At 60.4% G+C, this 23,128-nt stretch carries 18 protein-coding genes; 15 read left to right on the top strand and 3 right to left on the bottom strand.

Features of this window, described 5'->3' with window-relative positions; all coding sequences use genetic code 11:
- Positions 1 to 148: 148 nt before the first annotated feature.
- The gene (locus AC07OT_RS13485; RefSeq protein ID WP_065925298.1) at positions 149 to 466 is read left to right on the top strand and encodes a Rieske (2Fe-2S) protein; all 318 of its coding nucleotides are present in this window, start codon (positions 149 to 151) and stop codon (positions 464 to 466) included.
- Here AC07OT_RS13485 and sfsA read toward each other — a convergent pair.
- Both sfsA and AC07OT_RS13495 read right to left on the bottom strand, forming a co-directional pair.
- Positions 463 to 1,173 carry a DNA/RNA nuclease SfsA gene (gene sfsA / locus AC07OT_RS13490; RefSeq protein WP_495108283.1) on the bottom strand — a complete coding sequence of 237 codons (711 nt, stop codon included), beginning with the start codon at positions 1,171 to 1,173 and terminating at the stop codon, positions 463 to 465. The two genes, AC07OT_RS13485 and sfsA, sit on opposite strands and share 4 nt — an antisense overlap.
- A complete protein-coding gene (locus AC07OT_RS13495; RefSeq protein WP_495108284.1) occupies positions 1,173 to 2,345 on the bottom strand; it encodes a pyridoxal phosphate-dependent aminotransferase in 1,173 nt (390 codons plus the stop codon). Before AC07OT_RS13495 ends, sfsA begins: the two co-directional genes overlap by 1 nt.
- Before the next feature lie 320 nt (positions 2,346 to 2,665).
- Between AC07OT_RS13495 and dksA the strand changes: the two genes are divergently transcribed.
- The 14 genes from dksA to AC07OT_RS13565 all read left to right on the top strand — a co-directional run bounded on the left by dksA (position 2,666) and on the right by AC07OT_RS13565 (position 22,095).
- Positions 2,666 to 3,100 carry an RNA polymerase-binding protein DksA gene (dksA, locus tag AC07OT_RS13500; protein WP_005791430.1) on the top strand — a complete coding sequence of 145 codons (435 nt, stop codon included), beginning with the start codon at positions 2,666 to 2,668 and terminating at the stop codon, positions 3,098 to 3,100.
- Between the two features lie 83 nt (positions 3,101 to 3,183).
- Complete coding sequence (gluQRS, locus tag AC07OT_RS13505; protein ID WP_495108285.1) at positions 3,184 to 4,071, top strand: tRNA glutamyl-Q(34) synthetase GluQRS; 888 nt, start codon at positions 3,184 to 3,186, stop codon at positions 4,069 to 4,071.
- 62 nt (positions 4,072 to 4,133) lie between these two features.
- Complete coding sequence (locus tag AC07OT_RS13510) at positions 4,134 to 4,310, top strand: hypothetical protein (RefSeq protein WP_003176118.1); 177 nt, start codon at positions 4,134 to 4,136, stop codon at positions 4,308 to 4,310.
- The gene (locus AC07OT_RS13515; protein WP_027605383.1) at positions 4,294 to 7,248 is read left to right on the top strand and encodes a sensor histidine kinase; all 2,955 of its coding nucleotides are present in this window, start codon (positions 4,294 to 4,296) and stop codon (positions 7,246 to 7,248) included. The genes AC07OT_RS13510 and AC07OT_RS13515 overlap by 17 nt, the downstream gene beginning before the upstream one ends.
- A 22-nt stretch (positions 7,249 to 7,270) precedes the next feature.
- A complete protein-coding gene (locus AC07OT_RS13520) occupies positions 7,271 to 8,710 on the top strand; it encodes a sigma-54-dependent transcriptional regulator (RefSeq protein ID WP_495102460.1) in 1,440 nt (479 codons plus the stop codon).
- Between the two features lie 696 nt (positions 8,711 to 9,406).
- Positions 9,407 to 10,810 carry a polynucleotide adenylyltransferase PcnB gene (locus AC07OT_RS13525; RefSeq protein ID WP_027605381.1) on the top strand — a complete coding sequence of 468 codons (1,404 nt, stop codon included), beginning with the start codon at positions 9,407 to 9,409 and terminating at the stop codon, positions 10,808 to 10,810.
- 2 nt (positions 10,811 to 10,812) lie between these two features.
- On the top strand, positions 10,813 to 11,310 hold the full coding sequence (gene folK, locus AC07OT_RS13530; RefSeq protein ID WP_495108286.1) for a 2-amino-4-hydroxy-6-hydroxymethyldihydropteridine diphosphokinase: 498 nt from the start codon (positions 10,813 to 10,815) through the stop codon (positions 11,308 to 11,310).
- A 214-nt stretch (positions 11,311 to 11,524) separates the two neighbouring features.
- Positions 11,525 to 12,325, top strand: a complete 801-nt coding sequence (panB, locus tag AC07OT_RS13535) for a 3-methyl-2-oxobutanoate hydroxymethyltransferase (protein ID WP_065925304.1) — start codon at positions 11,525 to 11,527, stop codon at positions 12,323 to 12,325.
- Positions 12,322 to 13,173 (top strand): pantoate--beta-alanine ligase, encoded by an 852-nt coding sequence (gene panC / locus AC07OT_RS13540; RefSeq protein WP_027605378.1) that lies wholly within the window; start codon positions 12,322 to 12,324, stop codon positions 13,171 to 13,173. Before panB ends, panC begins: the two co-directional genes overlap by 4 nt.
- A 223-nt stretch (positions 13,174 to 13,396) precedes the next feature.
- Entirely contained in the window at positions 13,397 to 15,061 is a 1,665-nt protein-coding gene (pgi, locus tag AC07OT_RS13545; protein WP_027605377.1) for a glucose-6-phosphate isomerase, read from the top strand.
- Between the two features lie 105 nt (positions 15,062 to 15,166).
- Positions 15,167 to 17,104: an acetate--CoA ligase gene (gene acs / locus AC07OT_RS13550; protein ID WP_495108287.1), complete on the top strand. Its 1,938-nt coding sequence runs from the start codon at positions 15,167 to 15,169 to the stop codon at positions 17,102 to 17,104.
- 15 nt (positions 17,105 to 17,119) lie between these two features.
- On the top strand, positions 17,120 to 17,989 hold the full coding sequence (locus tag AC07OT_RS13555) for an oxygenase MpaB family protein (RefSeq protein WP_495102457.1): 870 nt from the start codon (positions 17,120 to 17,122) through the stop codon (positions 17,987 to 17,989).
- A gap of 67 nt (positions 17,990 to 18,056) precedes the next feature.
- Positions 18,057 to 19,073, top strand: coding sequence for a class I SAM-dependent rRNA methyltransferase (locus AC07OT_RS13560; RefSeq protein ID WP_141156028.1), 1,017 nt, complete (start codon positions 18,057 to 18,059; stop codon positions 19,071 to 19,073).
- An 88-nt stretch (positions 19,074 to 19,161) separates the two neighbouring features.
- Entirely contained in the window at positions 19,162 to 22,095 is a 2,934-nt protein-coding gene (locus tag AC07OT_RS13565) for a DUF748 domain-containing protein (protein ID WP_495108288.1), read from the top strand.
- A gap of 180 nt (positions 22,096 to 22,275) precedes the next feature.
- Here AC07OT_RS13565 and AC07OT_RS13570 read toward each other — a convergent pair whose 3' ends face one another.
- A complete protein-coding gene (locus AC07OT_RS13570; RefSeq protein ID WP_027605372.1) occupies positions 22,276 to 22,896 on the bottom strand; it encodes a BON domain-containing protein in 621 nt (206 codons plus the stop codon).
- Positions 22,897 to 23,128 lie beyond the last annotated feature (232 nt).

Genomic DNA, 23,128 nt, shown 5'->3' on the forward strand with positions numbered 1-23,128 from the left:
TCCTTCCAAAGGGCAGGGCCTTTCGAGCACTCATCGATGTGACAGATAACCCCTGGCGGACATCGAACTGAGCACCCAGTCAGCTAACGGGCGAAGCCGGCATTTGATAATTGTTTGCATTTGAACGTCAAGGCACTTAAGGATTGAAATGAAGTTTCTCTGCCCCTCGGACATGCTCGCGCCCAACAGCAGCCTAGGTTTTACGATGGATGGCACGCCGCTGCTGGCGGTACGCCGGGACGGCATCGCTTACTTCTATATCAACCGCTGCCCTCATCGCGGCATTCCACTGGAGTGGCAACCCGACCGGTTCCTTGACGACAGCGCCAGCCTGATCCAATGCGCCACCCACGGCGCGCTGTTCCTGATCGAAAGCGGCGAGTGCATTGCCGGCCCATGCGCAGGTAAAAGCCTCAAGGCCCTGCGTGGTCGCGAAGACGCGCAGGGCCTGTGGGTGGATCTCTAGTCGAGCAGCACCTCTAACCGACGGTCCACGCAAATCTCCTCGGACGTCACGCGCACCCCATACGCCAACACTTCCACCCCGGCAGCTTTAGCCTCGCGCAAGGCCGCACCGTAGGCAGCATCGATTTCCAGCGCCGGGCGCACCGCGTCAATCCCCGAGAGGTTGACGCAATACAACTGCACCGCCCGCACACCTTCACGCGCCAGATGTGCCAGTTCCCGCAGATGCTTGGCGCCACGCTGGGTCACCGCATCGGGGAAAGCGGCAACCCTGTTGTCATCAAATCCCAGCGTGACACTTTTGACTTCCACATACGCCGCGCCGTCGGGATATTCGAGGCGAAAGTCGATGCGGCTTTTCTCCTGGCCGTAAGGCACTTCCCGCTTCAACGCGGTGAAACCGTTGAGTTCGGTGATCACGCCAGCACGCAACGCCTCCTCGACCAACGGATTGGCGCGTGCCGTGTTAACGCACGCCAAGCGGCCCTGGGGCGTTTCGGCAATTTCCCAGGTGCCGGGCAACTTGCGCTTGGGGTCATTGGAACGACTGAACCAGACCTGCCCGCCTTCCACCATGCAATTGAGCATCGAACCGGTATTTGGGCAGTGAATAGTCAACAACTCGCCGGTAACGGTTTCGATATCGGTGAGAAAGCGCTTATAGCGGCGAATCAGCCGACCTTCTTCGAGGGGAGGATGAAATCGCATCAGCCTTGCCAGCTCCGCAGGCCGCTCTGGATTCGTTCCACCGCCTCCTGTAGCCGATCAAGGTTTTGCGTGTAGGCAAAACGCACATGATGACCCGCTTGATAGCGACCAAAATCCAGACCGGGGGTAAAGGCGACATGCTCGGTTTCAAGGAAATGACGACAAAACGCGAAGGCATCTGCGCCGAACGCACTGATATCGGCATACAAATAGAACGCGCCTTCCGGTTCTACGGCAATCCCGAAGCCCAACTCGCGCAAGGCGGGCAGCAGGAAGTCGCGACGCCGGCCAAATTCGGCACGGCGCTCCTCCAGAATGCTCAGGGTCTGCGGGGTAAAACAGGCGAGCGCCGCATGTTGGGCCATGCTGGGCGCGCTGATATACAGATTTTGCGCCAGTTTTTCCAGGTCGCCGACCGCAGCCGGCGGCGCCACCAGCCAGCCCAGGCGCCAGCCGGTCATGCCGAAATACTTCGAAAAACTATTCAGGACGAAGGCCTCATCGTCGACCTCCAGCACGCTGGCGGCGTCAGTGCCGTAGGTCAGGCCGTGATAGATCTCATCCACCACCAGATGGCCGTTACGCGCCTTGATTGCGTCGGAAAGCCCGGCTAATTCATCGCGCGTGAGGATCGTGCCGGTGGGATTCGCCGGGGAGGCAACCAACGCGCCCACGCTGTCCTGATCCCAGTGTCTGGCCACCAGGTCAGCGGTCAGTTGATAACGCACTTCAGGGCCTACCGGCACCAGTTGCGCGGCACCTTCCACCAGGCGCAGGAAGTGCCGGTTACACGGGTAACCCGGGTCTGCCAGCAGCCAATGCTTGCCGGGGTCCACCAACAGGCTGCTGGCCAACAACAGTGCGCCGGAGCCCCCGGGAGTGATCAGGATACGCTCGGGATCGACGTTCAATCCGTAGCGCTGCTGGTAGAAACCGCTGATGGCTTCACGCAATTCCGGCAGGCCACGGGCCGCGGTATAGCGGGTCTTGCCATTGGCCAGCGCCGCCTGGCCGGCCTGGATGATCGGCTCGGCCGTGGTGAAATCCGGCTCGCCGATCTCCAGGTGGATCACATCATGGCCGGCCGCTTGCAGCTCATTGGCTCGCGCCAGTAACGCCATGACATGAAAAGGTTCGATGGCGCGACTGCGCGCACTGTAGGGCTGAGCCATTAGCCTTCCTTAACGGTGAGGACAAAATCAGGATTCTACCGAACCGTCGCGGTAAAACATGCTCTATTGCCTGCCTGGCCGTCCAAGATGAACCCGGCAAGCGCTTGCAAAACGACTAAAATCAACATTCGAGACGATGCATACCCAGCCACAGCGGGCTGCTGCAGTTGGCAACCCCTGCGTGACGGGCGTCGACAACCGGGAGTGGCGCACCCTGAATCTATCTGGTAAGTTCGCCCGCTTGCAGCCGCAGGGCCGGCAGGTGTCGGTGACGTTGCAATCCTGCGCAATGGATTAGAAGAGTGAGAGGCGGTCTATTCATGTCCACCCAAGCAAAGCAACAGAGCATCAGCGGCTTCCAACCCTACGTTGAATCGAAGGGTGAGGAATACATGGGCAAGCCCATGCGCGAGCACTTCTCCAAAATCCTGAAGCAGTGGAAGCAGGACTTGATGCAGGAAGTCGACCGCACGGTTGACCATATGAAGGATGAAGCGGCCAACTTCCCGGACCCGGCAGACCGTGCCAGCCAGGAAGAAGAGTTCGCCCTCGAACTGCGCGCCCGCGATCGCGAGCGCAAGCTGATCAAGAAAATCGACAAGACGTTGCAACTGATCGAAGACGAAGAATACGGCTGGTGCGAATCCTGCGGTGTCGAGATCGGTATCCGTCGCCTGGAAGCCCGCCCTACTGCGGACCTCTGCGTAGACTGCAAGACCTTGGCTGAAATCAAGGAAAAACAGGTCGGCAAGTGATCCAGCCGAGCTGAATAAATGGGGCGTGCAAACGCCCCATTTTTGTTTCTGGGATTTACCGATTTTCCAGTAATATCCGGCCCATGACTGCCTCTACCTATATCGGGCGTTTCGCCCCCACGCCCAGCGGCCATTTGCACTTCGGTTCCCTGGTCGCCGCCCTCGCCTCCTACCTCGACGCCCGCGCCAATCACGGCCGCTGGCTGATGCGCATGGAAGACCTCGACCCGCCCCGCGAAGAGCCCGGCGCCCAGGCGGCAATCCTGCATGCCCTGGAAAGCTACGGCTTTGAGTGGGATGGCGAACTGGTCCGACAAAGCGAGCGGCATGACGCCTACGTCAAGGTACTGAACGATATGTTCAACCACGGCCTGGCCTACGCCTGTACCTGTTCACGTAAACAATTGGAGCCCTACGACGGGATTTACCCAGGCCTGTGCCGAAATGCCGGTCACGACCAGCAGGACGCCGCCATCCGCCTGCGTGTTCCCGAGCTGGAGTACCACTTTACTGACCGCGTACAAGGAGAATTCCGACAACACCTGGGCCGTGATGTGGGCGACTTCGTCATCCGTCGCCGCGATGGCCTCTACGCCTACCAACTGGCCGTGGTGCTCGACGATGCCTGGCAAGGGGTTACCGATATCGTGCGCGGCGCCGACCTGCTCGACTCCACGCCACGCCAGCTGTACCTGCAGGAGTTGCTGGGCCTGCGTCAGCCGCGCTATCTGCACGTACCGTTGATCGTCCAACCGGACGGTAACAAGCTGGGCAAGTCCTATCGTTCCCCGCCGCTGCATCCCGACCAGGCCACGCCGCTGCTATTCAGAGCCCTGCGCGCCCTTGGCCAGCAGCCTGGCAACGAACTGCTTCACGCCAGCCCACGGGAGTTGCTGGATTGGGGCATTGTGCACTGGGATGCCAGCAGGATCCCGCGCACACTGACACTGGCCGAAGCGCAATTACGCTGAAGGCGCTTGCAGCCTGCCAGCCATCCGTTACCATCGCCGCAGTTTTTTAATCAGAGGCCAACATGTACATCTATCGATTGGTCCTGCTGCTGGTCGTCGGGATCTACCTGTTTTCCCCCGCCATCATGGATTGGTGGATCGACGCCACGGGCGCCTGGTATCGCCCCTATCTGCTGTGGCTGATCCTGATCGTCGTGACCTTCATCCTGCAGAGCCAAAAAGATGCCGATGAGCTTTAGCCTCACCCAGATGCTGCTGATCAGCGCCGCCTACCTGGCCGCGTTGTTTGGCGTCGCCTGGATCAGTGAGCGCGGAATGATTCCGCGGGCGATCATTCGCCATCCGTTGACCTACACCTTGTCCCTCGGCGTGTACGCCAGCGCCTGGGCGTTCTATGGCACCGTCGGCCTGGCCTATCAATACGGCTACGGCTTTCTCTCCAGCTACCTGGGGGTGTCCGGTGCATTCCTGCTGGCACCGGTGCTGCTGTACCCGATCCTGAAAATTACTCGCACCTATCAGTTGTCGTCACTGGCCGACCTGTTCGCCTTCCGCTTCCGCAGCACGTGGGCCGGGGCATTGACCACGGTGTTCATGCTGATCGGCGTGCTGCCCTTGCTGGCCCTGCAGATCCAGGCGGTAGCCGACTCCATCAGCATCCTGACCCGCGAGCCGGTGCAACACCGGGTCGCCCTGGCGTTCTGTGCGCTGATCAGCCTGTTCACGATTTTCTTCGGCTCACGTCACATCGCCACCCGCGAGAAGCATGAAGGGCTGGTATTTGCGATTGCGTTCGAATCGGTGATCAAGCTGATCGCCATCGGCGGCGTCGGCCTCTACGCGCTCTATGGCGTGTTCGACGGCCCGCAACAGCTGGAGCTGTGGCTGTTGCAAAACCAGACCGCTCTCGCCGCCCTGCACACGCCGTTGCAGGAAGGCCCATGGCGCACGCTGTTGCTGGTGTTCTTCGCCTCGGCGATCGTAATGCCGCACATGTACCACATGACCTTCACCGAGAACCTCAACCCGCGCTCGCTGGTCAGCGCCAGCTGGGGCTTGCCGCTGTTCCTGCTGTTGATGAGCCTTGCGGTGCCGCTGATCCTCTGGGCCGGCCTGAAACTGGGGGCCACCACCAACCCCGAGTATTTCACCCTGGGTATCGGTATCGCCGCCAATAGCCCGGCGTTGGCGCTGCTGGCGTATGTCGGCGGTTTGTCTGCTGCCAGCGGGCTGATTATCGTCACGACGCTGGCTCTATCGGGCATGGCCCTCAATCACCTGGTGCTGCCGCTGTACCAGCCGCCCGCCGAAGGCAATATCTACCGCTGGCTGAAATGGACGCGCCGCGCACTCATCGTCGCGATAATCATGGCCGGCTACGGGTTCTACCTGTTGCTCGGCGCCGGGCAGGACCTGGCCAACCTGGGCATTGTCGCGTTTGTCGCCACCTTGCAGTTCCTGCCGGGAGTGCTGTCGGTGCTGTACTGGCCGACCGCCAACCGCCGTGGGTTTATCGCCGGGCTGCTGGCCGGGATCCTGGTATGGATCGTCACCATGCTGCTGCCGTTGGTCGGCAACCTGCAGGGTTTCTACATTCCGCTGCTGAACATGATCTACGTGCTGGACGACACCAGCTGGCACATGGCGGCGATTGCCTCGCTGGCCGCCAACGTACTGATGTTCACCCTGATCTCGCTGTTCACCAATGCCAGCCCGGAAGAGACCAGCGCCGCCGAGGCGTGCGCGGTGGATAACGTGCGTCGCCCGCAACGCCGCGAACTGCACGCAGCCTCGCCCCAGGAATTCGCCACGCAACTGGCCAAGCCCCTCGGCGCCAAGGCGGCTCAGAAGGAAGTCGAGCAGGCGCTGCGCGATCTGTACCTGCCCTTTGACGAGCGCCGCCCGTATGCGCTGCGTCGCCTGCGCGACCGCATCGAAGCCAACCTGTCCGGCCTGATGGGCCCCAGCGTGTCCCAGGACATGGTGGAAACCTTCCTGCCCTACAAGGCCGGCGGCGAAAACTACGTCACCGAGGACATCCATTTCATCGAAAGCCGGCTGGAGGATTACCACTCACGCCTCACCGGCCTGGCGGCCGAACTCGACGCCCTGCGCCGCTACCACCGCCAGACCCTGCAGGAACTGCCGATGGGCGTATGTTCCCTGGCCAAGGATCAGGAGATCCTGATGTGGAACAAGGCCATGGAAGAACTCACCGGCATCGCCGCGCAACGGGTGGTGGGCTCGCGCCTGAATACCCTGGGCGATCCGTGGAAAGAACTGCTCCAGGGCTTTATCAACCTGCCCGACGAGCATTTGCACAAACAGCACCTGGCCCTCGACGGCCAGACCCGCTGGCTCAACCTGCACAAAGCCGCTATCGATGAACCGTTGGCCCCCGGTAACAGCGGCCTGGTGCTGCTGGTCGAAGACCTGACTGAAACCCAGATGCTCGAAGACAAGCTGGTGCACTCCGAGCGCCTGGCCAGCATTGGTCGCCTGGCGGCGGGTGTGGCCCACGAAATCGGCAACCCGATCACCGGTATCGCCTGCCTCGCGCAAAACCTGCGGGAAGAGCGTGAAGAAGACGGCGAAATCATCGAAATCAGCGGGCAGATCCTCGAACAGACCAAGCGCGTCTCGCGCATCGTGCAGTCGCTGATGAGCTTTGCCCATGCCGGCGGCCATCAGAATCTGGATGAGGCCGTATGCCTGGCCGAAGTGGCCCAGGATGCCATTGGGCTGCTCGCCTTGAACCGGCGCAATTTCGAAGTACAGTTCTTCAATTTGTGCGACCCCGACCATTGGGTCGACGGCGACTCACAACGCCTGGCCCAAGTGCTGATCAACCTGCTGTCCAACGCCCGTGACGCAACCCCGGCCGGTGGTGCGGTACGCGTCAAGACCGAGGCTTTCGAACATACCGTCGATTTGATCGTCGAAGATGAAGGCAGCGGCATTCCACAGAACATCATGGACCGATTGTTCGAACCCTTCTTCACCACCAAGGACCCGGGTGAAGGTACCGGTCTGGGCCTTGCACTGGTCTATTCCATCGTTGAAGAGCATTATGGACAAATCACCATCGACAGCCCGGCTGACACCGAAAGCCAACGCGGCACCCGTATTCGGGTGACCTTGCCGCGTCATGTCGAAGCGACGTCCGCTGTGAACTGAGACCGTCGAGAGAATTGAATCAATGCCGCACATTTTGATCGTCGAAGACGAAACCATTATCCGCTCTGCCTTGCGTCGCCTGCTTGAACGTAATCAGTACCAGGTCAGCGAAGCCGGCTCGGTGCAGGAAGCACAAGAGCGTTTCAGCATCCCCACGTTCGACCTGATTGTCAGCGACCTGCGTCTGCCCGGCGCGCCGGGCACCGAGCTGATCAAGCTTGGCCAGGGCACTCCGGTGCTGATCATGACCAGCTACGCCAGCCTGCGCTCGGCGGTTGATTCCATGAAAATGGGTGCGGTGGACTACATCGCCAAGCCGTTTGACCACGATGAAATGCTCCAGGCCGTGGCCCGCATCCTGCGCGACCGCCAGTCAGCCAGCAGCGCGCCTGCCGAACAGCGCCCCGCCGGCAAGGCCACCAACGGCGCCGATAAACCGGGCGTCGACAACAGCAACGGCGAGATCGGCATCATTGGCTCCTGCCCGCCGATGCAGGACCTGTACAGCAAGATCCGTAAGGTCGCGCCCACCGACTCCAATGTATTGATCCAGGGCGAGTCGGGCACCGGTAAAGAACTGGTGGCCCGCGCCCTGCACAACCTGTCCAAACGCGCCAAGGCGCCGATGATTTCGGTGAACTGTGCGGCGATCCCCGAATCCCTGATCGAGTCCGAACTGTTCGGCCACGAGAAAGGCGCGTTTACCGGCGCCAGCGCTGGGCGTGCGGGCCTGGTGGAAGCGGCTGACGGCGGTACGCTGTTCCTTGATGAAATCGGTGAGTTGCCGCTGGAGGCCCAGGCGCGACTGCTGCGTGTGCTGCAGGAAGGTGAGATTCGCCGTGTAGGCTCGGTGCAATCGCAGAAGGTTGACGTACGCCTGATCGCGGCCACCCACCGCGACCTCAAGAGCCTGGCCAAGATCGGTCAGTTCCGTGAAGACTTGTATTACCGCCTGCACGTGATCGCGCTCAAATTGCCGGCCCTGCGTGAGCGCGGCGCCGACGTGAATGAGATCGCCAACGCATTCCTGCTGCGCCAGAGTGCGCGCATCAACCGCACCGACCTGAAGTTCGCGCCCGACGCCGAGCAAGCCATTCGGCATTACTCATGGCCGGGTAACGTGCGGGAGCTGGAGAATGCGGTCGAGCGTGCGGTAATCCTGTCGGAAAGCCCGGAAATTTCCGCCGAGCTGCTGGGTATCGATATTGAACTCAGTGACTTGGAGGATGACGATTTCATCGGCCTGGTCCCGACACAGGGCGGCGGTAGCAACACCAGCCATGAGCCGACGGAAGATTTGTCACTGGAAGACTATTTCCAGCATTTCGTTCTGGAGCACCAGGACCACATGACCGAGACCGAGTTGGCCCGCAAGCTGGGCGTGAGCCGTAAGTGCCTGTGGGAACGTCGCCAGCGACTGGGTATTCCGCGGCGCAAGACCGGGGTGGCCAGCGAAAGCTGAGGGTGCGCCCCTTCAGGTAACACCCACTGATGTGAAAAAACTGTTACCGCTGACTTTTCACGTAACAAAAGCCGGGGCTTACGGTAACGAAGCCCCGGCTTTTTTTCGCCCGTCAAAAACCCAAAACCACCTCAACCCCCCGGTTTTGCTGGCCGGTGCAAAAGTTGGCACGCACCCTGCTATATGCTTAGTACAAAAACAATAACAAGCTTTGTACAAGACAATAAAAATAAGACGAATCGACTCACGCATAACAAAAACAACACGGCGGAGGCGCAGCTAACTGATTCTTTTGGAGAGGCGTTGCATTTGGGGCTTGCCCCGCAACCAGGCCGAGAACAACAAAAACTGCCCTAAGGCAGAGCCTGAACTGGTTGGATCGTAGATCAGCAACACAGCGACCAAAGCAATCCGTTTGCTCTTGACTCTCGATTGGGAGTGTCATGAAGGTGAAGCTTCATGGCGAGGGCGATCAACAAAAACAAGAAGCCCGAAATCAATAATAAAAATAGAGCACGCAACTACTTCTGGGGGAGCTTCGGCTCCCCTTGTAGTTTCCGGGATTTGACGATTTAAGGCTTATGGCGCAACGCCGAAGCTTGTTCCTACACCATCCCCTGACTAAATGCTAGAATCCCCGCCCATCATGCGGTCATTCTTCGTTATGGCCGAACATTCCTTCAAACAGTGCATCCCATGCTGAAGAAGTTGTTCCAGTCATTCCGTTCCCCCTTGCGTCGTACGCAACACAAACGCAGCACGCCTGAAGTGCTCAACAGCAGCCAGCATTCGTTGCAGCGCGCTCAATTCAGCCGTTATGCGGTGAATATCGTCGAACGGTTGCAGAACGCCGGTTACCAGGCCTATCTGGTAGGCGGTTGCGTACGCGACATGCTGCTCAATATCACGCCCAAGGATTTCGACGTCGCCACCAGTGCCACGCCTGAGCAAGTGCGTGCCGAGTTTCGCAATGCGCGAATCATCGGTCGCCGCTTCAAGCTGGTGCATATCCATTTTGGTCGCGAAATCATCGAGGTCGCGACCTTCCGTGCCGGCCACCCGCAAAACGATGAAGAGGAAGATACCAATCAGTCTTCCCGCAACGAGAGCGGGCGTATCCTGCGCGACAACGTCTACGGCACCCTGGAAGAAGACGCGCAGCGCCGCGACTTCACCATCAATGCCCTCTATTACGATCCGGTCAGCGAACGCATCCTCGATTACGCCAATGGCGTACACGACATTCGCAATAACCTGATCCGCCTTATCGGCGACCCGACGCAGCGCTATCAGGAAGACCCGGTGCGCATGCTGCGGGCCGTGCGCTTCGCCGCCAAGCTCAACTTCGGCATCGAAAAGCACACCGCCGCACCGATACGCGAGCTGGCACCAATGCTGCGGGAAATCCCGTCCGCGCGTCTGTTCGAAGAAGTGCTCAAGCTGTTCCTCTCCGGCTACGCCGCCGACACCTTCGAAATGCTGGTCGACCTGCAGTTGTTCGACCCACTGTTCCCGGCCAGCGCCGAAGCACTGGAGTACAACCCGACTTATACCCACACGCTGATCAGCGAAGCCTTGATCAATACCGACCTGCGCATCAAGCAGAACAAACCGGTCACGCCGGCGTTCCTGTTTGCCGCCCTGTTGTGGCCGGCCCTGCCCAAGCGCGTACTGCGTCTGCAGGAGCGTGGCATGCCGCCGATCCCGGCCATGCAGGAAGCCGCTCACGAGCTGATCGCCGAACAGTGCCAGCGCATCGCTATCCCGAAACGTTTCACGATGCCGATCCGCGAGATCTGGGACATGCAGGAACGCCTGCCGCGCCGCAGCGGCAAGCGCGCCGACCTGCTGCTGGACAACCCGCGCTTCCGTGCCGGCTACGACTTCCTGCTGCTGCGCGAAAGCGCCGGTGAGCAGACCGACGGCCTGGGCGAATGGTGGACCGACTATCAGGATGCCAATGACAGCCAACGCCGCGACATGATTCGCGACCTCGGCAGCAAAGGTGATGGCGAAGGCGCAGGGCCGAAGAAGCGTCGTCGCAGCGGCACCAAGCGCAAACGCAGTGCGGCCGATGCCTCGGGCGCTGCGGGCGAATAAACGTGGAACGCATCTACATCGGCATGGGCAGCAACCTGGCAGCCCCGGACCAGCAATTGCGCAGCGCTATCCAAGCGCTGGCGCAATTGCCAGACACTTGCGTCGCGGGTGTGTCCGCCTTTTACCAAAGTGACTCCCTGCTCCCGGGCCAACCGCGCTACACCAACGCGGTTGCCGCCCTGGACAGCCGCCTTGCGCCACTTGACCTGCTGGATGCGCTGCAAGCCATCGAAAACGACCAGGGCCGCGAGCGCCTGGAGCGTTGGGGCCCTCGCACCCTTGACCTGGACATTCTGCTGTTTGGCGATCGCCTGATCGACGAACCGCGCCTGAAGGTGCCCCATTACCAGATGCACCTGCGTGCGTTTGTGTTGTATCCATTGGCCGAACTGGCGCCTGCCGCCTTGCAATTGCCGGATGGCAAACGCCTCAGTGCCCTGCTTGACGCCTGCCCGTTTGTCGGCCTGGAACGGCTCCCCGTTGCTGAATCGCGTCAGTAACAGCGGTAACACCGCCATCGTAACAATGCGGTAACACATCCAATTGACTTCCCGTGTCCTCCTCACGACTATAGGCGTCCCGCTGCCGCCAACCCGGCAATGAAGGGCGCAATCCAGGCCTTATAAGCACTGCTCTCAAGACAGTGCGCCTGTATAAACGAAGACTCACGCGCGTTACTCGCTGTTTCCAAGCGCCTGAACGAGGACCCTTTTCATGCCAGACATTACCCTGACCACCTTGCAGAGCCTCAAGCTCAAAGGTGAAAAAATCACCATGCTGACCTGCTATGACGCCACCTTCGCCCACGCCAGTTGCCAGGCCGGGGTTGAAGTGTTGTTGGTAGGCGACTCCCTGGGCATGGTCCTTCAAGGGAATGACAGCACCCTGCCCGTCACCACCGATGAACTGGCCTACCACACCGCCAGCGTCAAACGCGGGAACGACGGCGCATTCATCATCGCCGACCTGCCGTTCATGGACTACGCCACCGTCGAACAGACCTTCCTGAACGCCGGCAAACTGATGCGTGCCGGTGCACACATGATCAAGGTGGAGGGCGCCGTGTGGCTCGCCGAGTCGATTCGCCTGCTGGCTGAGCGCGGCGTGCCGGTCTGTGCACATATGGGCCTGACGCCACAGTCCGTGAACATCCTCGGCGGCTACAAGGTCCAAGGCCGCAACGAAGCCCAGGCGCGCCAGATGCGTGCCGATGCCATCGCCCTGGAGCAGGCGGGCGTTGCGATGATCCTGCTCGAATGCGTGCCCAGCGAACTCGCAGCAGAAATCACCCAGGCCGTCAAAGTGCCGGTGATCGGTATTGGCGCGGGCTCGGCCACCGACGGCCAGGTGCTGGTGCTGCACGACATGCTCGGCCTGTCGATTACCGGCCGCGTGCCGAAGTTCGTGAAGAACTTCATGACCGGCCAGGACAGCATCCACGCGGCATTGAGTGCTTACGTCGCCGAAGTCAAAGGCGTGACCTTCCCAGGCGCCGAACACGGATTCTCTGCATGAACACCGTAAAAACCGTACGCGAACTCAGAGCCGCCGTCGCCCACGCCCGCAAGGCCGGCAAACGCATCGGCTTCGTGCCCACCATGGGTAACCTGCACAGCGGCCATGCCAGCCTGGTCAGCAAGGCTGTGCAGCAGGCGGACTTTGTCGTAGCGAGTATTTTCGTCAACCCGCTGCAATTTGGCGCCGGCGAAGACCTGGACAAGTACCCTCGCACCCTGGCCGCCGATCAGGAAAAGCTTCTGCAGGCCGGCTGCAACCTGCTGTTCGCGCCGACCGTCGAGGAGATGTACCCCGGCGGCATGACCGGCCAGACCCGCGTCAGCGTCCCGCAATTGTCCGAAGGCTTGTGCGGCGCCAGCCGTCCCGGGCATTTCGAAGGCGTGGCGACCGTGGTCAGCAAATTGTTCAACATGGTCCAGCCGGACATGGCTGTATTTGGCCAGAAGGACTACCAGCAACTGGCCGTGATTCGTGCCATGGTCCATGACCTGAACATGCCGATCCAGATTATCGGCGAGCCCACCGTACGCGCCGATGATGGCCTGGCGCTGTCCTCGCGCAACGGTTTTCTCAGCGAAGAACAACGTGCGATCGCGCCGGTGCTGTACCGCAGCCTCAGCCAGATTGCCGCAGCCATCAAAAGCGGTGATCACGACTTCGCCAGGCTGCGTGCCGAACAGGTGCAGCAGATCGAGGCTGCCGGGTTGCGCCTGGATTACCTCGAAGTGCGCCAGGGCGTGCACCTGCGGGCCGCTACGGCGGAGGATCGGGATATTGTGATTCTGGTGGCGGCCTTTCTAGGCACGACCCGCCTGATCGACAACCTGCATCTGACCCTCGACTGACCTCTCTGAACACCCCGCCGATTGCCCTGATCGCTGTGCCGGTATAAAAAAGTACCGGCCACAGCGCAGACAAAGCCAAGACATATCGACACGCTAGGTTTAATGTAATCGCCCTGCGCTATGGTTAGCGCTGTCTGGAACCCAATCCTTGAGATAAGACTGGATGTTCCGGGCTTTGAAGTGTCCTAAAGGCAGTCCCCGTAATAAAAGGAAACCCGCAGCGATGGCGTACTACCGCACCCCTCATGACGTTACCGCTCTGCCCGCCTGGCAAGCGCTCAATCAACATCGCCAAGCCATGCAGGATTTCAGCATGCGCGAAGCGTTCAATGCCGATCCCCAGCGCTTTTCCCAGTTCACCTTGAGCAGCTGCGGACTTTTCCTCGATTACTCGAAAAACCTGATCACCGGCGAAACCCGCGACCTGCTGGTGGGCCTTGCCAACGAAGTGGGCCTTAAAGACGCAATCAACTCGCTGTATGCGGGCGAGCCGGTCAACTCCTCCGAAGGCCGCCCTGCCCTGCACACCGCCCTGCGCCGCCCGGTGGGCGACAAGCTGTCGGTCAACGGCGTGAACATCATGCCGGACGTGCACAAGGTGCTGAACCAGATCACCGACCTGGTCGGCCGCATCCACGACGGCCTGTGGCGTGGCTACACCGAGAAGCCGATCACCGACGTGGTGAACATCGGCATCGGCGGCTCGTTCCTCGGCCCGGAGCTGGTCTCTGAAGCGCTGTTGTCCTACGCCCACAAAGGCGTGCGCTGCCACTACCTGGCGAACATCGACGGCAGCGAATTCCATGAGCTGACCATGAAGCTGCGCGCCGAGACCACGCTGTTTATCGTCTCGTCGAAATCCTTCAACACCCTGGAAACCCTGAAAAACGCCCAGGCCGCCCGCGCCTGGTACCTGGCCCAGGGCGGCTCGGAAGCCGAGCTGTACCGCCACTTTATCGCCGTGTCGAGCAACAACGCGGCTGCCGTGGCCTTCGGTATCCGCGAAGAAAACATCTTCCCGATGTGGGACTGGGTGGGCGGCCGTTATTCGTTGTGGTCGGCCATCGGCCTGCCAATCGCCCTGGCCATCGGCATGTCCAACTTCAAGGAACTGCTGTCCGGTGCCTACACCATGGACCAGCATTTCCAGAACGCTCCATTCGAACAAAACATGCCGGTGCTGCTGGGCCTGCTGGGCGTGTGGTACGGCAACTTCTGGGGTGCGCAGAGCCATGCGATCCTGCCGTACGACCACTACCTGCGTAACATCACTAAGCACTTGCAACAGCTGGACATGGAATCCAACGGCAAGAGCGTGCGCCAGGACGGCAAGCCGGTGTCCACCGACACCGGTCCAGTGATCTGGGGTGGCGTCGGCTGCAACGGCCAACATGCTTATCACCAATTGCTGCATCAGGGCACCCAACTGATCCCGGCCGACTTCATCGTGCCGATCGTCAGCTTCAACCCGGTGTCCGACCACCATCAATGGCTGTACGCCAACTGCCTGTCCCAAAGCCAGGCACTGATGCTCGGCAAGACCCGCAGCGAAGCCGAAGCCGAGCTGCGCGACAAGGGCATCCCGGAAGACGACGTGCAGAAGCTGGCACCGCACAAGGTGATCCCGGGCAACCGTCCGAGCAACACGCTCGTGGTTGAACGCATCAGCCCGCGTCGCCTGGGCGCCCTGGTTGCGATGTATGAACATAAAGTGTTCGTGCAAAGCGTGATCTGGGGCATCAACGCCTTCGACCAATGGGGCGTGGAGCTGGGCAAGGAGCTGGGCAAGGGCGTATACAATCGCCTCACCGGCGCCGAAGAAACCTTGGCCGAAGACGCTTCGACCCAGGGCCTGATCAACTACTTCCGCGGCCGTCACCGCGGCTGATGCAGGCACCGCAAGGCCAACGTCCGTTTAGACGTTGGCCTTGAACCCTCTCCATACAGGGTGCATCTTTATGACTTGTCGCAAAAACAAGAATAAGGATCGCTCATGTTCGATATCAGCACGTTTCCCATCGCCGATGCCGTCCGCCGGGCTGCGCAACTCAGTCAAGAGGACTACCAGCGCCTCTATCGCCAATCCATCGAACAGCCGGACACGTTCTGGGCCGAACAGGCCAAGGGCTTTCTCGACTGGATAACACCGTGGCACACCGTCCAGCAGTCAGACATCCAGACCGGTGCCGCCCAATGGTTTGCCGGTGGCCAGTTGAACGTCAGCTACAACTGCATCGACCGTCACCTGGCGCAACGCGCCGATCAGCCGGCCTTCATCTGGGAAGGTGACGATCCTGCAAAATCTTCCAAAATTACCTACCGCCAACTGCACCAAAACGTCTGTCGCCTGGCCAATGTGCTGAAAAGCCGTGGCGTGAAAAAAGGCGATCGGGTGTGTATCTACATGCCGATGATCCCGGAAGCGGCCTACGCCATGCTGGCTTGCACACGGATTGGCGCGGTGCACTCGGTGGTATTTGGCGGGTTCTCACCGGACGCCCTGCGTGACCGCATTCTGGACGCCGACTGCCGCACCGTGATCACAGCCGATGAAGGCGTGCGCGGTGGTAAGCCGGTGGCGTTGAAACAGAATGTCGACAAGGCCCTGGCCAGTTGCCCCAACGTCAGCACGGTGCTGGTGGTACAACGCACCGGCGCCCCGGTGAACTGGAGCGAAGGCCGCGACCTCAAGTATCAACAGGCCTTGGATGCAGCGAGCGACGATTGCCCTCCTGAACCGATGGACGCCGAAGACCCGCTGTTTATCCTCTACACCTCCGGCAGCACCGGCAAACCCAAGGGCGTGCTGCACACCACGGGCGGCTACCTGCTCCAGGCGGCAATGACCTTCAAGTACGTACTCGATTACCGCGACGGTGAGGTGTTCTGGTGCACTGCAGATGTAGGTTGGGTCACCGGCCATAGTTACATCGTGTACGGGCCGCTGGCCAATGGCGCGACCTCGCTGATGTTCGAAGGTGTGCCGAGCTACCCGGACAGTTCACGCTTCTGGCAGGTCATTGATAAACACCAGGTGAATATCTTCTACACCGCTCCCACCGCCTTGCGCGCGTTGATGCGCGAGGGTCACGCCCCGCTGGAGACGACCTCCCGCGCCAGCCTGCGCCTGCTTGGCAGCGTGGGCGAACCGATCAACCCGGAAGCCTGGGACTGGTACTTCAACGCAGTGGGCGAACAGCGTTGCCCCATTGTCGATACCTGGTGGCAGACCGAGACCGGCGGCATCATGCTCAGCCCGCTGGTCAGCGCCCAGCGGATCAAACCAGGTTGTGCCACCCAGCCGATGTTTGGCGTGCAGCCCGTGCTGCTGGATGAACAAGGCAAGGTCATCAGCGGAGCCGGCAGCGGCGTACTGGCGATCAAGGCCAGCTGGCCGGGGCAGATTCGCAGCGTCTACGGCGACCCGCAGCGCATGGTCGACACCTATTTCAAACCCTACCCCGGTTACTATTTCACCGGTGACGGCGCGCGCCGCGATGAGGACGGCGACTACTGGATCACCGGGCGTATCGACGATGTGATCAACGTGTCCGGCCACCGTATCGGCACCGCCGAGGTAGAAAGTGCGCTGGTGCTGCATGACCAGGTGGCCGAGGCTGCCGTGGTGGGCTACCCCCACGACGTCAAGGGCCAGGGCATCTACGCCTTCGTCACCCCCATGAATGGCGTCGAACCCAGCGAGGCGCTGAAAAAACACCTGCTGGAACTGGTCAGCAAGGAAATCGGCAGCTTTGCCAAGCCGGAACTGATCCAATGGGCACCGGCCTTGCCGAAAACCCGATCCGGCAAGATCATGCGCCGGATTTTGCGCAAGATCGCCTGCAACGAACTGGACAGCCTGGGTGATACCTCGACCCTGGCCGACCCCAGCGTCGTCGACGGCCTGATCGACAAACGCCTGAACCGCTAGGAAACCCGAGTCGCCATGGAATTTATCCGCAGCCGTATCGAAACCCAGTTGATGAGCCTCACCGGCTTGTCACTGGGCCAACTGGACCTGGAAAACCCCAAGGGCGATCCGGGCCTGTTCGGGCCGGACTCGGTCAGCTGGCAAGTCCATGGTGACTTCAGCAGCATGCTCATCGGCGGTATCAGCGCCTTGATGCTGCAAGCCTTGCACCCATTGGCCCTGGCCGGCGTGTGGGACCATTCGAACTTTCGCCAGGACATGCTCGGGCGCCTGCGCCGTACCTCGCAGTTTATTTCCGGTACCACGTTCGGCGCGCGCAAAGACGCCGACTGGCTGATCGAAAAAGTGCGCACCATTCACCTGCAGGTGGTGGGCCATGCCCCGGACGGGAGGCCTTACGCAGCCAGCGATCCAGCGTTGCTGACCTGGGTGCATGTGGCGGAGGTGAGCAACTTTCTTGCTGCCCACTTGCGCTATCGCAACCCGTACCTCTCCGGCCGTGATCAAGACCGTTACTACAGCGAGATCGCCGTCGTCGCAGAACGGCTCGGCGCGCAGGATGTGCCGCATTCACGCCAGGAAATTTCCGATTACCTTGAGTGCATCCGCCCGCAATTGCTGTGCGACGAGCGCAGCCGCGAAGTGCTGCGCCTGTTGCTGAACGCGCCCTCCCCCAGCCTGTTGGCCAAGCCTTTTGGTGCCTTGATGATGCAAGCCGGGATCGACCTGCTGCCGGACTGGGCCAGCACCCTGCTCGATCAGCACCAGAGCCCCCTGCAACGCCAGATGATCCGCGCCGGGGTCAAGCGCAGCGCGCCGTTGTTGCGCTGGGCGATGCGCAATGGTTCGGTGCAGCGTGCACACCGGCGGATGGGGTTGATGTAGGCAACGCGCCATAGCTGCTAAACTCCGCGCCCTCATTGCCCCCATTTACCTAAGCAAGGCGCGCTCCATGTCTCCCTTGAATCAGGCGCTGCGCGCCGCCCTCGATCATCGCCAGGATCTGATCAGCGAACTGCACGCCCAGGGCACCGACTGCTATCGGCTGTTCCATGGCAGCCAGGAAGGCGCCGGCGGCCTGACCATCGACCGCTATGGCCCGCAGTTACTGGTGCAAAGCTTCCATCAGTCGCTGGAAACCGCTGACCTGCTGGAGCTGCACCAACTGATCAACCAGTACATGGGCCTGGAGTTGCTGCTGGTCTACAACGACCGCTCCCGCGGCAACTCGCGGGTCGATCGCGAAGATTCGGTATACCGCGCCGAACCTGCCGCGCTGGAAGACCTGGTCGGCCACGAATGGGGCCTTAATTACCGTGTCCGTGGGCGCCATGCCGGCCAGGACCCACTACTGTTCCTCGACCTGCGCAATACCCGCGGTTGGGTCAAGGACCACAGCGCCGGCAAAAGCGTACTGAACCTGTTTGCCTACACCTGTGGGGTGGGCCTGAGCGCCGCTGCCGGTGGTGCGCGCGAAGTATGCAACCTGGACTTCGCCGAGGGCAACCTGGCGGTGGGGCGTGAAAACGGCCAGCTCAATCCACAGCTTCCCACCATGGAGTTCGTGCAATCGGACTACTTCCCGGCGATTCGCCAACTGGCCGGGCTGCCGATCACCCAGCGTCGCGGGCAGAAACTGCCGAGCTATCCGCGCCTGGAGCAGCGTCAATATGACCTGGTGTTGCTCGACCCGCCGGCCTGGGCCAAGAGTGCCTTCGGTACCGTTGATCTGTTACGTGACTACCAGAGCCTGCTCAAGCCGGCACTGCTCGCCACAGCAGACAATGGCGTGCTGATCTGCTGTAACAACCTGGCAAAAGTCAGCATGGAAGACTGGCGTGACCAGGTTTTGCGCTGCGCCGAGAAAGCCGGGCGTCCGGTACGCGACTGGCAAATCATGACGCCTGGCGCGGACTTCCCTTCACAGGATCAACAGCCACCGTTGAAGACCCTGATCCTGCAGTTGTAGTACTTTTCCCATGTTCCTCGGTGCTTCGGAACCGAAATCCCGTGCCATACTCCAAGGCACTCCTGTTTGACATAGATGGCGCCGCCCCATGCCCAAAGGATTGATTCGCGCCACTGGCGCCTTGTTGACTGCCCTCGCGTTGTACAGCTTGCTGGGCTTTCTGATTTTGCCTGGCATCGCCCTTCGTATTGCCAACCAACAGTTAGCCAATTACGCCACGGTGCCGGCACGCATCGAGCGGATCGAACTTAACCCGTTCAGCCTGGAAGTCACGGTTTGGGGCTTGAAAATCGGCGAACCGGGTAAGGAACAGGTAGGTTTCGAACGGCTTTACGCCAATCTGCAGGCCGATAGCCTGTGGACCCGCGCCCTGCACCTGGCGGATGTGCAACTGGACAAGCCCAGGACCGAGTTGTTGTTCGACAAGTCAGGCCAGCTGAATCTGGCGCAGTTGTTCAAGCTGCCACCGAGCGAGCCGACCCCGGCAGACCCTGACGCCAAGCCGTTCCCGCTGCGTGTCGACAGCATCAAGCTGGCTGGCGGTTATTTGCATTTCCAAGACCTGCGCCCCAGCGAACCCATCGAATTCCTCTACGACACCCTCGACTTCGAACTGAAGAATCTCAGCACCCTGCCGGAAGACAATGCGGACATGACCTTGGTCGCCGCCGGTCCTGAAGGCGGGCAGATCGACTGGAAAGGCAACTTCAGCCTGGTGCCGATAACGTCCGAAGGTACGCTCAAAGTCACCGGCGGCAAGATGAAAGCCTGGTGGCCTTATGTGCGTGACGCCTTACCTCTGGTACTTGAAGACGGCGTGCTCAACTTCAGTACCGAATACAGATTCAGCCTGGCCAAAGAGACCGAGCTGAACCTGACCAACACCGCCGCCAGCATCGCACCGTTCGCGATCAAGGCCCCGGATGGCCGGCCGTTGGTGCGCCTGGAGCGTTTGGACGTCAGTGAGACCACGGTGGACCTGGCCAAACAGCAGGTGGTGGTGGGCAAGATCCGCAGCAATAAACTCGAGACCTGGGCGGCTCGTGAAGCGGATGGGCAACTGGACTGGCAAAAACTGTTCGCCGGCCAGCCGAACAAACCGGCCAAGGCGCCGGAGCCTGCGACTGCACCCGCCACGGCCGACTCGCCAAAGCCTGCGCCCGTCGCCCCAAGCAAGCCCTGGCAAGTGCTGCTCAAGGATGTACAGCTGCGCAACTACCAAGTGCACTTGGCCGACCGTCAAGCCAAACCTGCGGTAGCGCTGGAGCTGGGCCCGTTGAACGTCGACGTGCAGAACTTCGACAGCCTCAACCAGAGCCCCTTTACCCTGAAGGTCGACACCGGCCTGGGCAAGCAGGGCAAGATCCAGGCAGCCGGCACGGTCAACCTCAACCCGGTCAGTGCCAAGTTGAAGGTCAATACCAAGGACATCGACCTGCGAGTCGCCCAGTCCTATATCAGCCCGTTTATCCGCCTGGAATTGCGCAGTGGCATGCTTGGCAGCGACCTCGACGTGAACCTGAAAAGCACCGATCCCCTGGCGCTGCAGATCACCGGCCGCGCGCAAGTCGACCAGTTGCATACCCTCGACACCCTCAAGACCCGCGACTTCCTCAAATGGCAGCGCCTGGTGCTCGAAGGCCTGAACTACCAACACGGCGACAGCCTGTCGATCGACAAGGTCAACCTGCTGCAGCCCTATGCGCGGTTCATGATCAACGATGATCGCACCACCAACGTCGACGACTTGCTGATCCCGCAGCCGGCCGACAGTGGCGCCAAATCGGCGGCCAAACCTGCCGCGAGCAAAGACAAGCCGCTGGGCATCCATATCGGGCAGATTGCGATCAACGACGGTTCGGCCAACTTCGCCGACTTCAGCCTCACCCCCAACTTCGCCACGGCGATCCAGCAGCTCAATGGGCAGATCGGCACCATCGACAGTCGCCAGGCCAAGCCGGCGAGTGTTGACATCAAGGGCAAGGTGGACCGTTATGCACCGGTCACCATCAAAGGCAGCGTGAACCCGTTTGACCCGATGGCGGCGCTGGACATCGCCACCAGCTTCAAACGTGTCGAGCTGACCACCCTGACGCCTTACTCGGGCAAGTTTGCCGGTTTCCGCATCCGCAAGGGCCGCCTCAACCTGGACCTGCACTACGTGATCACCAAGGGCCAGTTGAAGGCAGAGAACAAAGTGGTGGTCGAGCAATTGCAACTGGGCGAAAAAGTCGACAGCGCCGATGCCGTGGACCTGCCGATTCGTCTGGCAATCGCCTTGCTCAAGGACAGCGACGGCAAGATCTCCATCGAACTGCCGGTATCCGGTGACCTGAATAACCCGCAATTCAGTGTGATGCCCATTGTGTGGCAAACCCTGCGCAATCTGGTGGTGCGGGCAGCCACTGCGCCGTTCAAGTTTATTGGCGGGTTGGTCACCGGAGGTGGAGCGCAGGACCTGGGCAGCGTGTCGTTCGCGCCGGGCTCCAGCGAGTTGAACAAAGACGCCGAAGGCGCTCTCAACACCTTGGCCAAAGCCTTGAAAGAACGCCCTGCCCTACGCCTGGAAATCGAAGGCACAGCCGCAGCCAGCAGCGACGGCCCATTCCTGGCGGCCCAGCGGCTGGAGCGGGAATACCAATACAACTACTACAAAATGCTGCAGCGCCGTGGCGATAAAGTCCCGGCCCAGGCGTCCTTGCTGGAAGTCCCTGAGAGCGAAAAAGCCCCCTTGCTCGAAGGTATTTACCGCACCCGCTTGAAACAGCAGCCTCCGGCAGAATGGAAGGACCTGAGCAGCAGTGACCGCTCCGCCAAGTTGAAAGAGGGCGTGATCAAGTTCTGGAGTGGCAGTGACGTGCTGCTGCGCCAGTTGGGCCAGGACCGTGCGAGCACGATCAAGGACTACCTGGTGGATAAAGCCCAGCTGGAGGACGACCGGGTCTACTTCATTGACGCGCAACTGGGCCAGGCAGAGAAAGACGGTCGAGTGATAACGCCGATGCACCTGGATGCCGAGTAGGCGTCCACGGCAAGCCGCTACCGCATTACTTTCCCGCCCCAATAGAACAGGCCCCGACACAGAAGTGCCGGGGCCTGTAATGACCACATCCGTGTGGTCGGTCGCATGAAACTTAGAGGTGCATTGAGTGGATATCTAACTCACGCGCCGCCGCCGCTAGTTCAGACGAATTCTTGAGCGTTACTCTGCTTTCAGGCCATCGGCCGATACAGCTTTAACGCCTTTGATTTTCTTGGTGATGTTCACCGCGGTCGTTTTCTGTGCCTCGGTCACAGCGACCGAAGAGGACAGGGAAACTACACCCTTGTTGGTTTCGACTTTGATGTCGGTGCCAGGAATGCCTTTCTCGGTGACCAGGTCAGCTTTGACTTTGGTGGTGATCCAGGTGTCGGAGGTTGCGCCTTTGGCGTCAGCTGCTGCACCTTTGGTTTTGTCGATGTTGTCTGCCTTGGTAGCGCCGCCAGCCAACAGGCCGTCAGCCGAAACTGCGGTTACACCTTTGATTTTCTTGGTGATCGCTACGGCAGTTTCTTTCTGCGCGTCCGAAATGGCTACGGTCGAAGACAGGGAAACCACACCTTTGTTGGTCTCAACCTTGATGTCCGAACCAGGAATGCCTTTTTCGGTCAGCAGATCGGATTTAACTTTGGTGGTGATCCAAGTATCCGAAACGCTTTCTTTTGCCTTGGTGGCTTCACCGGCCGCCAGGGTCATTGGAGCTTGGGAAGTCTGGGCAAAGGCCACGTTAGCACCCATGGCCAGGGTCAGAGCGGTAGCAGTAGCGAGAGCGAACTTCTTCATACGAGTAACTCCTGTTTTATTAAAAGTCTGCAGTGTGTGAACCTTGATGCTGCAGCGTTAACAGGGTTATTGCAGGCAGTGTGCCAAGTCGTCATCGAAGATTAAATCGTTAAAAATCATATACTTATAAAAACACTCGAATTTCGGAATCGTGCAACTTGCATGAACGCCATCGTGCCTGCGTGCAAGTTGCGGCTTTTGCGATTTACTAAGCGTCTGATTTTTCGGCATT

Source organism: Pseudomonas sp. GW821-FHT09C10, assembly GCF_059418085.1.